Raw genomic sequence first — 14,557 nt, forward strand, 5'->3', positions numbered from 1 at the left:
GCTCAGAAATGTCCCACTAACGTCGTTGTTATCGATAGCAAGTGGTTGGAAGGAATGACTCTAATGATCTTCGGGCGATCATTACGCGGCGCGGCCGCAGGTGTCATAGGTGCCGGGGCTGTGGCCGGCGCGCTGCTTATCGGCGGCGCCCCCACAGCTGCGGCCGCTCCTGCGCCCGCAGCCACCACCAGCTTCGCCAGTGCCGGGCCGCACAGCGGACCGGGCTTCATCCCCGATCGCCCCGGCGGTCGTGGATGGGGCGGCCATGATGGTCGGGGAAATGGCAACTGGGGGCACGGCAATTGGGGTCACGGCAACTGGGGCCGTGGCTACTGGGGCCCCCAGCACTGGTGGAACTGGTGGTGGTGACCACCATCTCCGCGCGGTAAGCGGCCGTCGCCGACACGCCAACCCTCGGGATGGCCGACCGCGTATGGGGGGACCCATGCCGGCCTGACTTAGTCAGGTCGGCATGGCCCTGTTTGGGAGACTTTTCGCGACGGCTTACGGGTCGCGCGGGAGGCCCAGCAGCCGTTCGGCGATGATGTTCAGCTGCACCTCGGAGGTGCCGCCGTAAATCGTGGTGGCGCGGCTGGCCAACAGGTATTCGCCCCACTTGCCGGGCAATTCGTTGGGGTCACCGATCGCGGCATCGGTGCCGAACGACGAGACCGCGAATTCGGCATAGCCCTGGCCGGTGCGCATCGACAGCAACTTGGAGATCGCCGCCGACGGCATCGCATCCCCGCCGGCGAGCGTCAGCAGCGTCGAGCGCAGGTTGAGCACCTTGGCCGCGTGGCCCTCGGCGATCAACTGGCCGGCGCGATGCTGGGCGATCTGGTCGAAGTGGCCGTCACGGACGAACTCGACGAACTGGGCCAGCGTGGCCAGAAAGTTGGCCTCGCTGGACCCGATCGACACTCGCTCCGCGGTCAGCGTGTTGCGGCTGACCTCCCAGCCCCGGTTGACCTCACCGAGCACACACTCGTCGGGCACGAACACGTCGTCGATGTAGACGGTGTTGAACATGGCGTTGCCGGTGAGCTCGCGCAGCGGCTTGACGTCGACGCCTTCGCTTTTCATGTCCAGCAGGAAGTAGGTGATGCCGGCGTGTTTCGGGGCGCTGGGATCCGTCCTGGCCAACAGCGCGCCCCACTGGGAGAACTGCGCGGCGGTCGTCCAGATCTTCTGGCCGGTGATGCGCCAGCCGCCGTCGGTGCGGGTGGCCTTGGTGGTGAGGCCGGCCAGATCCGATCCGGCGCCCGGTTCGGAAAACAGCTGACACCAGATCATTTCGCCGCGGAAGGTCGGCGGCAGGAACCGTTGCTTTTGCTCCTCGGTGCCGAACGCCACGATCGACGGCACGATCCAGGTCGCGATCCCGGTCTGCGGCCGCTTGACCCGCCCGGCGGCGAATTCCTGGGCGATGATGATCTGCTCCACCGGGCCGGCACCCCGCCCCCATGGCCTCGGTAGATAGGGCAGCACCCAACCACCCTCGGCGATGGCGACCTTGCGTTGCTCACGCTCGATCTCCTTGAGCGCGGCGACTTCCGCGCGAATTTCCGCCCGCAGCTTCTCGGTGTCAGGGTCGAGATCGATGTCCACCGCACGCATCCCGGTGGTGGTGGCCGTGTCGACCACCTTCTGCGGGTAGTCCGCACTGCGGCCGAAGGAGGCGGCCAGCAGCAAGGCCCGGCGGTAGTAGACGTTGGTGTCGTGCTCCCAGGTGAAGCCGATCCCGCCGTGCACCTGGATGCAGTCCTGCGCGCAGCGCTGGGCGGCCGCCGGCGCCAGCGTCGCCGCCACGGCGGCGGCGAACTCGACATGCGAACCCGCTGTGTCCCAATTGTTTTCGCGGGCTTCATCGATCGCGCGGGCGGCATCCCAGACGGCCGCGGTGGCCCGCTCGGTGTCGGCGATCATCTCGGCGCACTTGTGCTTGATGGCCTGGAACTGGCCGATCGGCCGGCCGAACTGCTCGCGGATCTTGGCGTAGTGCGAGGCGGTGTCGGTCGCCCAGCGCGCCACACCGATGGCCTCTGCGGACAGCAGCGTCGTCATCAGCGCGTGCGCGGTCGCCATGCTCAGGTTCGTCAGCACGACGTCCTCACCCACCTCGACGGCGTTGGCTCGCACGTGGGCGATGGGTCGTAGCGGATCGAGGCTCCTCACCGGCTCGATCTCGAGCTCATCGGCGCGCAGCACCACCCAGGCCTCGCCGCTGTCGATCGCGACCGGCAGCACCAGCAGCGTGGCCTGCCCCGCCGCGGGCACCGCGCGGACTTCGCCGCGGATCACCAGCGAATTGGCGTGCCGGGTGGCGGTCAGCGCACTGCAACTCAGGCCGAAGGAGGCGATCTCGGCGCCCGACGCCAGCTCGGCGAGCACCTTCGCGTCCGGGTCGTGCGCGGAGATCAGGGCGCTGGCGATGGCCGACGGCACGAACGGGCCAGGCACCGCCCCGTAACCGAATTCGGCCAGCACGATGGCCAATTCGAGGATGCCGAAGCCCTGGCCGCCGACGGACTCGGCCAGATGGACGCCCTGCAGTCCCTGCTCGGCCGCCGCCTGCCAGTACGGCGGAGGGTTCTCGAGGGGAGTCTCCATGGCCGCGTGCAGCGTCTCCGACGGCGCAACGCGCGCCACCAGCGATCGCACGGAATCGGCCAGCTCTTGATGCTCGGGATTTATCGCGATCGGCATTGGTCGCCTTCCGTTGCTGCAGGACGCCGTTTCGGCCAAGTACCTTCCAAGCTAACAACCAGTCGGTTGGTTGACGACATGGGCTCGTGGCCTCCCGCTGCCGGGCGCCGCGGGTCGCCACCGGCCGTTCGCGGCGATCAGCGCCACCGCTTGTTGATCCATTGGGCGATGGTGTCGGCCTGCTCGGTGCGTGCGCCCGGGGTGGTGAAGTAGTGGTCGGTGTCCACCGAGGCCTGCGTCTTGTCGGTGCCGGCGAGCGCGTCGAAGATGCGTTGGGCATCCGAGGGGAACACCCCGGTGTCGGCCTCGGCGTTGATCACCAGGGCGGGACAGGTGATGCGGGCCAGGTGCGGTTCGGCGCGGGTTTGGGCCACCCGCAGGCTCCACATGCCCAGCCAGTTGCGCAGCGTGCAGGCCGCCGCGATGCCGTGCGCCGAGCGGTTCGCCTTGGCCGGCGCGCCCGCGTAGCACATGTTGGGTGCCCGCCTGGTGGGCTCGATGCTGGCGTCGACCATCCGGGGATCGGCCCAGGTCCGCATCACCGAAAACGGCCGGTCGGAAAACCCCGCCGCGCGAACGCGTTTGAGCTCGGTCTCGGCCCAGTCGGTGATGGCGTGGTTGCGCGCGGTCTGCGCGCTGCGGTATCGGGCGAGAAACTCCGGCGAATAGGGCGGCCCGTTGCGCTCGTTGAACAGGTCGAGGTCGTCGTCGGTGGCGACGGGGTCGTTCTCGTCGACGACGGCGGCGTCCATCCAGGCGGTGAGCACCTCCGGGCGTCCGGGATGGGCGGCGGTGGCCACGTACCCGTCGGCGGGCGGCAATTCGGTCACCCCTACCGCCGGGCGCATCCCGTCCAACGCAGTGACGTTGGGATCCACGGCCTGTGACTGGTAGGCGGCCATCAATGATCCGCCTCCCGAATTGCCCAGCAGCACAACGGTGTCCACGCCCTGGATCTCGCGCAGCCAGCGCACCCCGACACCGATGTCGACCAGCGCGTGGTCGAGCAGGAAGCTGCTTTCGAAGCCGCGAAACCTGGTGTTCCAGCCCAGAAACCCGACACCGCGAGTGGCCATGTAGTCGGCGAGATAGTGCTCGGAGAAGTCGATCTGGTAGTGCGTGGCGATCATCGCCACCTTGGGTTTGCGTCCCACCCCCCGGTGATACAGCCCTTGGCAGGGGTGCCCGCCCGCGCCCGCACGCCCCGCGGTGCGCGACGGCAGCCCGATGAATTCCCGGATCACCCCGGCGCCGGTACGACGAGTCAATTCAGCGGTCCTCCTGACGCGTAGATGGCCCGGTAATAGATGTTGGCCAGGGTTTGGACGCACGCGTGGTCGTCGGGTTCCACCGCACGCGCCCCGGCGAGCTGCAGGTAGCAGAACTGGTTGAACATCGCCACGATGGCCTCGGCGATCAGCCGCGGATCGTCGTCGGGGCAGTGGCCGTCGGCCTGGGCGCGCCGGACCGACTCCGCGATGAAAGAGACTGGTATCTCACAGATCTCGGCCCAATACCGGGCGAAGTCGTCGTTGATCATCGCCAGCTGCGACACGCTGATCACCTCGGCGAGCCGGCTGCGGTAGGTGTGCCAGTGCGCGGCGGCGGCGGCGTAGGCGCGTTCACGTTCGGACAGGCCGTGTTCGGTCACCGACTGCGCGCGCTCGGTGGCCTCGTCGCGAAAGCGCAGCGCCCACTGGCGCACCATCGCCTCTTTGGAGTCGTAGTAGTTGTAAAACGACGCCGCCGAACGGCCCGCTTCCGCGGCGATGTCCGCGATGGTCGTGGCCAGCACGCCTTTGCGCGCGATCACGGTGCGGGCGGCCATATCGATGGCGGCCTGCGTCCGCCTGCCTCGACGGGTGGGAAGCTCGGCGGGCTGGCCGTCGCGGTCAGCAGGGGACGCCGCGGTCGACACCTACGCACCTCCCTGGGCCAAAACTGAAACTGATGTTAGATTCAGATTTGGATCTTGGCCAGGATCGTCAAGCCGGGACCGAGGGGAGCCACCAGATGATCAAGCCGCACAACACCAACCCGGAATTCGAACTCGGCGGGATCAACCATGTCGCCCTGGTGTGTTCGGACATGGCGAAAACCGTGGACTTCTACAGCAATATCCTCGGCATGCCGCTGATCAAGTCGCTCGACCTACCCGGCGGCGCCGGCCAGCACTTCTTCTTCGACGCCGGCAACGGCGACTGCGTCGCCTTCTTCTGGTTTGCCGACGCCCCCGACCGGGTGCCCGGAATCTCGTCGCCGGGCGCCATTCCGGGCATCGGCGACATCACCAGCGCCGTCAGCACCATGAACCACCTGGCCTTCCACGTGCCGGCCGAGAAATTCGACGCCTATCGCCAGCGCCTCAAGGACAAAGGGGTGCGGGTGGGGCCGGTGCTCAACCACGACGAGAGCCCCATGCAGGTGTCCGCGACCGTGCATCCCGGCGTCTACGTGCGCTCGTTCTATTTCCAGGACCCCGACGGCATCACCCTCGAATTCGCCTGCTGGGTGAAGGAATTCGAGAGCGGCGAGGCCAAGGCCGTGCCCCGCACCGCGGCGGACCGCCGGCCCCCGGTGGGTGCCGCCCACTGATCCCACCGGGCCGAGCCGGAGGATGGTTTCATGACCGACGGCATTCTGACCGACGCGCAGATCGCGGCGTTGACCGCTGAGCAACGCCGGGAACTGATCACTCGGCTGGAGCAGCCGGTGGGGGAGCTGATCGACCCGGAGTTCCTGGCCCGGGTGCGGCGCATCCGATTGAGCCTGATGATCGGTGGCTCCATGGCGATGGTCCCGTGGCTGGGGTACCTGTCCGTGACGCTGCCGGAGAACTACGTCGCGCACAACTGGCCGATCACCTGGGTCGGCTTCGACGTGCTGCTGGTCGGGTTCATGTTGACGACGGCGGTGCTCGGATACCTGCGTCGTCAGCTGCTGGTGCTCGCCGCCTTCACCACCGGGGTTCTGCTGATGTGCGACGCCTGGTTCGACCTGATGACCGCCGGGCCCAAGGACATCTGGCTGTCGGTGATCACGGCGCTGCTGATCGAGGTGCCCCTGGCGATCTTCATGATCACCAGCGCGGTGCGCATCCTGCGGCTCACCATGATGCGGTTATGGCTGCTGCACCCCGGCATGCGGCTGTGGCATCTGCCGCTGTTCCCGTGAGGCGCTGAGGATTTGGCCGGAGCCGCTCCGGTTGGGGCGGTGCCGGCCGTCAGACGAGCCGAACAACGCTCTCCCGAGACTTGGCCCCGGGCAGGCGAATCGGCGTCGGACCGACTTTCGCATGGATACTATTTGGTACGCACCAGCCGGCCATGCGACCGGTTGGCGGAGAAAGGTTACCGCACCGTAGATGATCGCGCGGGAGAACGCGAGTCTTCGTAAAACCGCGAAATCTTCACCCCCGTCAGCTAGCGTCCACAGCAGCGACACTAGGGGGTGCAGCGACGCGGTAGTTCAGCCCAACATACCGGGAACACGTCGCGAGATTTTCAACCTGAGACCGAACAGATGATGCGCCAAACGCCAAGCGCTGATTGCACTTTCACCGCCCCCAGATCGCACAACAGATGTCGGTACTCACAGCACAAGGACTCGACGACATGGTCGCACTCGGAAACATCAACGAATGGCAGCCGCCACACGGCCCGGCTACCATGTGGATGGCCGCGCCCACGGCGCTTGAAGCGGCACGCGCCGCCCGGCGAAGCGATCTGGCACCGAGTTATCAACAGAATCAACACCTCTGGGCCGCTTACCACGGCAAGACTCTGAACCGGCCGCTTCCCCGATTGATGATCGTGGCGTGGGACATCCCCGGAACCTGTGACGTCGAGGCGATGACCGCGACGATCAATGGCCATGTGCGCCGCCAGGACACATATCACTACTGGTTCGAATTCGACAACGGAATCTTTGTGCGCCGCGAACTCGAGGACCCCGAAGCCATCGAATTCGTCCCCGTCGCGCTCGGGGAGATGACCCCGGATCAGGCGCGCAACCACGTCTTGACCACGACTCCGCACACCCTGGAATGGGGTTGCTTCACTTACGGGATCGTCGCGCACGCCGACTATTTCACCTTCTACGCCAGCGTCGACCACCTGCACATCGACGGACTGTCCGCCGCCCTCATCTTCCTCGACATCCACCTGATGTATCAGGAACTGGCGCAAGGGGGGCACTCCCATGCCGCGCTGCCCGAGGTGCGCAGCTATCGCGACTACGTTGCGCGGCAGCGCGATAAGGCGGCGGCCCTGGACCTGTCGTCTCCGGAGATCAAGGACTGGATCGCCTTCGCGCGTGACACGGACGGCGACTGGCCGAGCTTCCCGCTGCCGCTCGGTGACATCTGGGCCAGCACCAAGGGCGATCTGCTGACCGTCGAACTGATGGATGCCGCCGAGACCGAGGCCTTCGACGCCGCCTGCGTCGCCGCCGGAGCCCGGTTCATCGGGGGAGTCCTGGCGTGCGCGGGTTTCGCCGAACACCAATTGACCGGCAAACACACGTATCACGGGTTCACGGCCAAGGACACCCGGGTGCCGGGCACCGACACGATGACCGTCGGCTGGTTCGCCAGCCTGATTCCCGTCACCGTGCCGATCGCCGGCGAGACGTTCGCCCAGGCGGCCAGGGCGGCGCAGAAGTCGTTTGACGACGCCCAGCGCCTCGCGGACGTGCCGGTCGAGCGGGCCTTGGAGTTGGCGACCCCCGACGAACTGGGGATCAAGCTGCCCACGCAGCTGCCGATGATGCTGTCCTTCCTGGACTTCCGCAAGATTCCCCTCAACGGGCTGTGGGCGGAGACGAAGTTCGGCACCTACGGCGACAGCCTGTCCGCCGGCGGGATCAACATGTGGATCAACCGGCAGGCCGAGAACACCACCGTGACGATGTCCTTCCCGGACAACGCGATCGCGCGCGAGTCGGTGCTCCGCTACATCGCGGCACTGACCCAGGCGTTCGTGCGCGTCGCCAAGCCCACCCTGGATGAGCCGGTCGTGGCCGTGCCCCAAGCGAATTCGGACGGGCCCTACCCCGTCGCGCCGAACGCGGACGACAACGAAGCGGCCTGACCATGAGCAACGTGCTGGACCTGGCCGATCAGACCCTCTTTCTCGGCGAACGGGCCACGGGAGCCACCAGCCTGTTGCAATGCGTCTGGGTGTACGACCGCGCCGTCGACATCACCGGGCTGCGCGAGTTCCATCACCAGCTGGGCAGGGGACGGTTGTCGCGCCGCATCGAGCGGTCGCCCTTGCCGTTCGGCCGGCATCGCTGGGTGGCGCCGAACGACCGGTGCGCCCTCGAGATCGTCGGCGCGCCGCGGCCACGCGACGGGATCGACGCCTGGCTGGCTGAACAAGCCACCCAGCGTCCGGATGCCGAGTACGGGCCCGGCTGGCACCTTGCGGTGCTGCCGTTCACCGACGGCGGTGCGGCGGTCAGTCTGGTCACCACGCATTGCCTCACCGACGGGGTCGGGCTGTGCGAGGCGTTGGCGGATGCGGCTTCCGGGCGTCGCGACGCGATCCGTTGGCCCGCCGCGGGGGCGCGGCGGCGGTGGCGGGCAGTACGGGAAGACGCGCGCCAAACCCTAAGCGACGCGGGCGATGTCGGTCGTGCCGTCGGTGCGGCCGCCCGAATGCTCAGTCAGGGCCGTGACGCGGTGCAGGCCGCGTCCGCCGGGAAGCCGTCGACACCGCCGACCGCCGGAGACGATCCCATCACCCTGCCCGCGACGACGTTCTTCGTCGACGCCGGCGAGTGGGACGAGAGGGCCGGCGCCCTCGGCGGCACCAGCAACGCGCTGCTCGCGGGAATGGCGGCGCGCCTCGCCCAGCGAGTGGGACGCGTCGCGGCAGACGGCTCGGTCAACGTGGGGATGCCCGTCAACGAGCGCACCCCCGGCGACAGCCGCGCCAACGCGGTCACGAACGTCGACGTCACGCTGCAGCCCTCGGCGATCGGCACGGACCTGCGCGAGATCCGCGCCGTGATCAAGCAGGCCCTGGTTCGCCATCAGGATGTGCCCGACGAGCGGTGGGCGTTGCTGCCGCTCGTTCCGCTGATCCCCAAGCGGCTGTTCCGGCGGCTGATCAGCGTGGTCACCGGCGGCGCAACCACCGTCGTCTCGTCCAATCTCGGTGTGCTGGATCCGGCGGTGAACCGACCGGATGGCGGCGAGGCGGACTGCTTCGCGATGAGGTCGGTGTACCCGGGCGTGACCAGCGCGACGATGCACCGCACCAACGGGGCGCTGGCATTGCTGTCCGGGCGGGTCGACGGCACGGTCTTCGTCTCCGTCCTGGGCTACCAGCTGGGCCGCCGAAACTCGAATGACGAGCTGCGCCAAGCCATCTACGGTGTGCTGAGCGACTTCGCGCTGACCGCGACGTGGGACTGGCGGACGTTCAGCCGGGTGTGAATCAGCCGCGGGATGCTAAGCGTCCGCGCCCGTTTCGGTGAGGCGGTACAGGTTCGGCTCGGCGAGCTCGTCGAGCAGCGCCGCCAAGTGGTCGACGAGCTGATCCGGTTCGAGTCGGACGTCACCGGCCAGCCAGGCGCTGATGGTCTGGCCGACGCCGCCCACCACGAAATGCGCGGCGGCCTTGATGCGTTCGTTCGCCGGAACCCGTAGCGCTTGGCCGACGTGCTGCCCGGACAGCATGGCGAACAGCGCGCTCGACTCGGCACGTTTGCGCACGATCACCGGATCGGCCAGCTGCGTGCTGAACAGCAGGCGCCCCACCCGGGGGTCGTCGGTGATCGTCCGCACGATGTTGGCCATGCCCGCGCGGGTTTGCTCACCGGCCGGCACCGCGGCCACCGCCGCCTGTGTGGTGGCGGCCAGCTCGGCGACGACCCAGTCGAACACGCACGCGACGAACTGGTCCTTGTCGGCGAAGCTCTCGTAGAAGTACCGGGCGGCCAGGCCGGCGCTGCGGCACACCCCGCGCACGGTGACCGCCGAGATATTCTGCTGCTCGGCCCCGAGCAGGTCCAGACCCGCGGCGAGCAGCCGATTACGGCGGGTGGCCAGGCGCTCTGCGGCCTCGACCCCGCGGTACGGCCGTGCGCTGGACGTCTCGCTCATGGAAACCATCTTGACACTAACGCCCAGCCGCGACAATATCAGGAAACAAGCGTTCGCACATTAGCGGACCGGCGCCGCGGGAGGACCTGAAGAATGGCTATTCACGAGCCGGTGCACCGGCCGATCGGGCACGTCGAGCGCAGGGTCACCGACCCGCCCCGGCCGCAGCGGCGCCGGCGGCGGCGGGCGCTGGGTATCGACGAGGGATTGATGGGCGTCGCGTTGCTGGCCGGCCCGGCGAACGTGATCATGCAACTGGCCCTGCCCGGTGTCGGCTACGGCGTGATGGAGAGCCGCGTCGAAAGCGGCCGGGTCGACCTGCACCCCATCAAGCGCGCCCGCACCACCTTCACGTACCTGGCGGTGGCGACCAACGGCACCGACGCCCAGAAGGACGCCTTCCGCCGCGCGGTGAATCGCGCTCACGCACAGGTGTACTCGACCCCGGACAGCAAAAGCCCGGTGGCCTACAACGCTTTCGACCCCGAGCTGCAGCTGTGGGTGGGGGCGTGCCTGTACAAGGGCGGGGTGGACATCTACCGCATGTTCATCGGTGAACTCGAGGGCGAGGACGCCGATCGTCACTATCGCGAGGGCATGACGCTGGCCACCACCTTGCAGGTGCCGCCGAAGATGTGGCCCGCCGACCGTGCGGCGTTCGACCGCTACTGGGAGGAATCGCTGGCCAAGGTCCACATCGACGACGCCGTGCGCGAGTACCTCTTTCCCATCGCCGCCAATCGCATTCGGGGCGTCAAGCTGCCGGCTCGGCTGCAGCGCCTCTCCGACAGCTTCGCGCTGTTGATCACCACGGGGTTCTTGCCGCAGCGGTTCCGCGACGAGATGCGGCTGCCCTGGGACGCGACCAAGCAGCGCCGCTTCGACAGGCTGATCGCCGTGCTGGCGACGGTGAACCGGTATCTACCGCGGTTCATCCGCCAGTTCCCGTTCAACGTCTTGCTGCACGACCTGGACCGCAGGATCAAGAAGGGCCGGCCGCTGGTCTAGTGCGCAGGGCGGATCCGGCCGCCTGTTGAAAACGATAATCATATTCATTAGGCTCCTCAGTCTGGTAACCCTTCCAGCCTGAGGAGTGCCTGATGACGGCCCCGATTTTCATGGCCTCGCCGCCCGAACTGCATTCCGCGTTGCTCAGCAGCGGTCCGGGACCCGGGCCGCTGCTGGCGGCGGCCGGCGCCTGGTCGCAGCTGAGCGCCGAATACGCCTCCGCCGCAGAAGAATTGAGCGCCTTGCTGGCCGGAGTGCAGGCCGGGGCGTGGCAGGGTCCTAGCGGTGAGTCCTACGCGGCCGCGCACGCGCCGTACCTGGCCTGGTTGACCAAGTCCGGCGCCGACAGTGCGACGGCCGCCGGTCAGCACGAGGTGGCGGCGGCGGCGTATACCGCGGCCCTGGCCGTCATGCCCACGCTGCCGGAGCTGGCCACCAACCACGTCGTGCACGGGGCGCTGGTGGCGACGAATTTCTTCGGCGTCAATACGATTCCCATCGCGGTCAACGAGGCGGACTACGTGCGGATGTGGACGCAGGCGGCCATTACCATGTCCACCTATCAGGCGGTGTCCACCGCGGCGGTCGCTTCGACACCCCAGGCCGATCCGGCGCCCTCGATCGTGAAATTTCATGCCTCACACGACGACTCGGAAGATCCGGACCACGACCCCACCATCGACAACCCGTTCAACGACTTCATCGCCAACATCCTGAAGAACTTCGGCATCAACTGGGACCCCGCCGAGGGCACGGTGAACGGGCTGGACTACGACGCCTACACCAACGCCGGGCAACCCATCTTCTGGGTGGTGCGCGCCCTGGAGCTGCTGGAAGATTTCGAGCAGTTCGGCTATTACCTGGTGCACAATCCGGCGTTGGCCTTTCAGTATCTGGTCCAGCTCGCGCTGTTCGACTGGCCGACGCACATCCTCGAGATCTTCACCAGCCAGCCCGAACTGTTCGCTCCGGCGCTGCTGATCGTGGCCGCCCCCTTCGGTGCCGTCGGCGGTTTCGCCGGGCTGGCCGGCCTGGCGGGCCTACCCCACCCCGCGGTCGTGCCGGCGCCCGTGCCGGTCCCCGCGCCGGCACCGTCGGCGTTGCCAGCCGTCGCCACCGCGCCCAGCCCCGCAGCACCGGCCGCGGCTCCGGCCACGGCCACGGCGCCGTCGCCCGCCCCGACAACGAGCACGGTGGCCAGTGCGCCGCCGGCTCCGCCGGCTCCGGGCGCCCCCGCGGCGGGCTTCTTCCCTCCCTACGTCGTCGGCCCCCCGGGGATGGGCACCGGCTCGGGCATGAGCGCCGGCGCGAGCTCGAGCGCGAAGAGGAAAGCGCCCGAACCGGACACCGCCGCCGCCGCGGCAGCCGCCGCCGCGCGGGAAGCCGCACGCGCGCGGCGGCGACGGCGGGCGACGCAGCGCGGGCACGGTGACGAGTTCATGGACATGAACGTCGACGTCGACCCGGACTGGGACGCCCCGCTCGCATCGGACCGGGGTGCCGGGGCCCTCGGGTTCGCCGGCACCGCCCGCAGGGACGCGGTCGCCCCGGCGGCCGGATTGACCACGCTGGCCGTTGACGAGTTCGGTAGTGGCCCAACGGTGCCGATGACGCCCGGCACCTGGAGTCCCGACGACGCGGCGGCGCGCGGCGACGATCGCAACGCCTAGCACCGGGACGGCCCCTGGAGGCCGACGCGACCACGGCGTGCGCTGCGATAATGACGCGGTGCAGACGCTGAAGTCCGGGCGCAGGTTGCGCCCGGGGTCGATGGAAGTGCTGGTGGCCCTGCTGCTGGGCTGCGCGCTGGCCGCGACGACCCTGCGCAACGCGGTGTTCAACAGTGCGGCCCTCTCGACGGTGGGCACGGTGTTCTGCGGGGTTTTCGTGCAGGCGATTCCGTTTCTGGTGCTCGGGGTGGTGGTCAGCGGGCTGATCGCGACGTTCGTGTCGCCGCAGCGGTTGGCGCGTTGGTTGCCGCGCCGGCCGGCGCTGGCCGTCGTGGCGGCCGGTGTCGGCGGGGTCGCGCTGCCGGGCTGCGAGTGTGGGTCAGTTCCGTTGGCGCGCCGGTTGTTCGGCGAAGGCGGGGCGACCGGGGCCGCGGCATTGACGTTCATGCTGGCCGCGCCGGCGATCAACCCGGTGGTGCTGGTGGCCACGGCCGTGGCGTTTCCGGGTGCACCCAGGATGGTGTTCGCCCGTATGGGGGCGTCGCTGCTGACCGCGGTCGTCATGGGCTGGGCGTGGTCGCGCTGGGGGCGGCCGGAATGGATCACCCGCCGGCCGCCCGCCGCGCAGACGCAGGGTGAGTCGCGATGGGTGGTCTTCACCGAGGCGGCCCGTCACGACTTCCTGCAGGCCGCATCGTATTTGGTGCTCGGCGCGGCGGCGGCGGCGTTGCTTCATGTGGCGGTGCCGCAGTGGGTGTTCGCGCACCTGGCGACCGACCTCGCCCTCGGGGTCGCGCTGATGGCCGCCCTGGCGGTGGTGCTCGCGTTGTGTTCGGAGGCGGACGCCTTCGTGGCGGCCAGCATGACCATGGTGCCGCTGTTGCCCCGGCTGGTGTTTCTTGTCGTCGGTCCGGCCGTCGACGTCAAGCTGTTCGCCATGCAGGCGGGCATGTTCGGCCGGGCGTTCGCCGCACGCTTTGCGCCGTGCACGTTCCTGGTGGCAACGGTGAGTGCCTGTGTCATAGGGCTTTTCGTGTTGGGAGCCCGGTGATGAGTCGCGAAGCCGAGAACACGGTGTTGCTGTTGGTGGGTATCAGCATCGCCATGATCACCGCGTCGGGGGTGTTCACCCGTTACGTCAAGCCGGGCCTGTTGCCGTGGCTCGCCGTATCGGCGGTGGTGCTCATCGGTTTGGCGCTGGTGGCGATCATCGGCGACATCCGCCGCGGTGGACCCCGGACCGCTGACGCGGCCGGCGAGCACGGCCACGAGCATTCCCACCGGCGGGGCATCGCCTGGCTGTTGGTGGTCGCGGTGCTGGTGCTGATGTTCGTGGCGCCGCCGGCGCTGCGGCCCTCGGCGGCCGCCCCGTCGGTGACGTCGGTGTCCAATGACGTTCTGAACAAATCGTTTTCACCGCTGCCGCCGGGCCCTGCGCCGGAAGTCTCGCTGCCCGAGGTGCTGATGCGAGAAGCGCACGACACGACCGGATCGTTGACGAACCGAACGATCACCGTCACCGGCTTCGTGCTCAACGAGGCGCAGGGCGTCGACCTTGGCCGCATCGTCATCATCTGTTGTGCGGCCGACGCCCAGCTGGCCCGCATCCATCTGCGCGGCCCGGCCGCCGGGGGCGCCTCCGGCCTACCGGACAACACCTGGATCCGGGTGCAGGGTCAGGTCATACCCGCACCGCGACAACCCAATTCGCCGGCCATCCCTACGCTGCAGGCGACCACCGTCACCCGAGTCGATGCCCCGCCCAACCCCTACGCCTATCCGCGCTGACCGTCAGTTGCCTTGACCGCCTGTCCAGCGTTGATGGCCCCCGAGTCGATCCGGGACGGGCGCGGTTTCCCACTGTCCGAGCTCGAGCCACTCGCGCAGTTCGGCGGCCGCGTCGCCGTCGGCGATGGGGCCGATCCACTGGGCCGGGCCGCAGGCCACCCGGTCGTTCGTGCAGGGCTGCAGCACGGCCATGACACCGCCGCCGGTCGGGCGGGACGCGCAGGTGAGTGGTCCGAGCATGCAGGAGGCGGTGACCAGCATGGAGTGCGGGCAG

The 14,557-nt window shown here is 68.5% G+C and carries 13 protein-coding genes; 8 read left to right on the plus strand and 5 right to left on the minus strand.

The features are described 5' to 3' along the window. Positions 1-504: 504 nt before the first annotated feature. From A5659_RS06645 to A5659_RS06655, 3 genes are all read right to left on the minus strand, one after another. The gene (locus tag A5659_RS06645; RefSeq protein ID WP_067179926.1) at positions 505-2,706 is read right to left on the minus strand and encodes an acyl-CoA dehydrogenase; all 2,202 of its coding nucleotides are present in this window, start codon (positions 2,704-2,706) and stop codon (positions 505-507) included. Between the two features lie 137 nt (positions 2,707-2,843). Beyond that, positions 2,844-3,974, minus strand: coding sequence for an alpha/beta hydrolase (locus tag A5659_RS06650; protein WP_082975937.1), 1,131 nt, complete (start codon positions 3,972-3,974; stop codon positions 2,844-2,846). Beyond that, positions 3,971-4,534 carry a TetR/AcrR family transcriptional regulator gene (locus A5659_RS06655; RefSeq protein WP_197497941.1) on the minus strand — a complete coding sequence of 188 codons (564 nt, stop codon included), beginning with the start codon at positions 4,532-4,534 and terminating at the stop codon, positions 3,971-3,973. Before A5659_RS06655 ends, A5659_RS06650 begins: the two co-directional genes overlap by 4 nt. A 185-nt stretch (positions 4,535-4,719) precedes the next feature. Here A5659_RS06655 and A5659_RS06660 point away from each other — a divergent pair, with 185 nt between their 5' ends. The 4 genes from A5659_RS06660 (at position 4,720) to A5659_RS06675 (ending at position 9,148) form a co-directional block, all read left to right on the plus strand. Continuing rightward, complete coding sequence (locus A5659_RS06660) at positions 4,720-5,301, plus strand: VOC family protein (protein WP_067021001.1); 582 nt, start codon at positions 4,720-4,722, stop codon at positions 5,299-5,301. A 30-nt stretch (positions 5,302-5,331) separates the two neighbouring features. Continuing rightward, positions 5,332-5,880, plus strand: a complete 549-nt coding sequence (locus A5659_RS06665) for a hypothetical protein (RefSeq protein WP_066881365.1) — start codon at positions 5,332-5,334, stop codon at positions 5,878-5,880. A 440-nt stretch (positions 5,881-6,320) separates the two neighbouring features. After that, positions 6,321-7,796 (plus strand): condensation domain-containing protein, encoded by a 1,476-nt coding sequence (locus A5659_RS06670; RefSeq protein ID WP_067179935.1) that lies wholly within the window; start codon positions 6,321-6,323, stop codon positions 7,794-7,796. Between the two features lie 2 nt (positions 7,797-7,798). Further along, the gene (locus tag A5659_RS06675) at positions 7,799-9,148 is read left to right on the plus strand and encodes a hypothetical protein (RefSeq protein ID WP_067179939.1); all 1,350 of its coding nucleotides are present in this window, start codon (positions 7,799-7,801) and stop codon (positions 9,146-9,148) included. A 15-nt stretch (positions 9,149-9,163) separates the two neighbouring features. On the opposite strand, the gene A5659_RS06680 is transcribed toward A5659_RS06675, so the two are convergent. Then, positions 9,164-9,826, minus strand: a complete 663-nt coding sequence (locus tag A5659_RS06680) for a TetR/AcrR family transcriptional regulator (RefSeq protein WP_067020995.1) — start codon at positions 9,824-9,826, stop codon at positions 9,164-9,166. Between the two features lie 84 nt (positions 9,827-9,910). Here A5659_RS06680 and A5659_RS06685 point away from each other — a divergent pair, with 84 nt between their 5' ends. From A5659_RS06685 to A5659_RS06700, 4 genes are all read left to right on the plus strand, one after another. Continuing rightward, positions 9,911-10,825 carry an oxygenase MpaB family protein gene (locus A5659_RS06685; protein WP_066881373.1) on the plus strand — a complete coding sequence of 305 codons (915 nt, stop codon included), beginning with the start codon at positions 9,911-9,913 and terminating at the stop codon, positions 10,823-10,825. Between the two features lie 92 nt (positions 10,826-10,917). After that, the gene (locus A5659_RS06690; RefSeq protein ID WP_067179942.1) at positions 10,918-12,495 is read left to right on the plus strand and encodes a PPE family protein; all 1,578 of its coding nucleotides are present in this window, start codon (positions 10,918-10,920) and stop codon (positions 12,493-12,495) included. Between the two features lie 58 nt (positions 12,496-12,553). Further along, positions 12,554-13,546, plus strand: a complete 993-nt coding sequence (locus A5659_RS06695) for a permease (RefSeq protein ID WP_067179945.1) — start codon at positions 12,554-12,556, stop codon at positions 13,544-13,546. Next, entirely contained in the window at positions 13,546-14,283 is a 738-nt protein-coding gene (locus A5659_RS06700; RefSeq protein WP_067179948.1) for a TIGR03943 family protein, read from the plus strand. The genes A5659_RS06695 and A5659_RS06700 overlap by 1 nt, the downstream gene beginning before the upstream one ends. 3 nt (positions 14,284-14,286) lie before the next feature. Here the strand turns inward: A5659_RS06700 and A5659_RS06705 are convergent. Next, a partial coding sequence (locus tag A5659_RS06705) for a hypothetical protein (RefSeq protein WP_231997757.1) occupies positions 14,287-14,557 on the minus strand: 271 nt, incomplete at its 5' end.

The sequence above is a fragment of the Mycobacterium sp. 1165196.3 genome (assembly GCF_001673415.1).
Taxonomy (GTDB): domain Bacteria; phylum Actinomycetota; class Actinomycetes; order Mycobacteriales; family Mycobacteriaceae; genus Mycobacterium; species Mycobacterium europaeum_A.

Bases quoted from the DNA above. Each gene is read 5' to 3' on its own strand.
- A5659_RS06645 (WP_067179926.1), bottom strand. From the start codon at position 2,706: ATGCCGATCGCGATAAATCCCGAGCATCAAGAGCTGGCCGATTCCGTG.
- A5659_RS06655 (WP_197497941.1), bottom strand. From the start codon at position 4,534: ATGGCCGCCCGCACCGTGATCGCGCGCAAAGGCGTGCTGGCCACGACC.
- A5659_RS06660 (WP_067021001.1), top strand. From the start codon at position 4,720: ATGATCAAGCCGCACAACACCAACCCGGAATTCGAACTCGGCGGGATC.
- A5659_RS06665 (WP_066881365.1), top strand. From the start codon at position 5,332: ATGACCGACGGCATTCTGACCGACGCGCAGATCGCGGCGTTGACCGCT.
- A5659_RS06670 (WP_067179935.1), top strand. From the start codon at position 6,321: ATGGTCGCACTCGGAAACATCAACGAATGGCAGCCGCCACACGGCCCG.
- A5659_RS06675 (WP_067179939.1), top strand. From the start codon at position 7,799: ATGAGCAACGTGCTGGACCTGGCCGATCAGACCCTCTTTCTCGGCGAA.
- A5659_RS06680 (WP_067020995.1), bottom strand. From the start codon at position 9,826: ATGGTTTCCATGAGCGAGACGTCCAGCGCACGGCCGTACCGCGGGGTC.
- A5659_RS06685 (WP_066881373.1), top strand. From the start codon at position 9,911: ATGGCTATTCACGAGCCGGTGCACCGGCCGATCGGGCACGTCGAGCGC.
- A5659_RS06690 (WP_067179942.1), top strand. From the start codon at position 10,918: ATGACGGCCCCGATTTTCATGGCCTCGCCGCCCGAACTGCATTCCGCG.
- A5659_RS06700 (WP_067179948.1), top strand. From the start codon at position 13,546: ATGAGTCGCGAAGCCGAGAACACGGTGTTGCTGTTGGTGGGTATCAGC.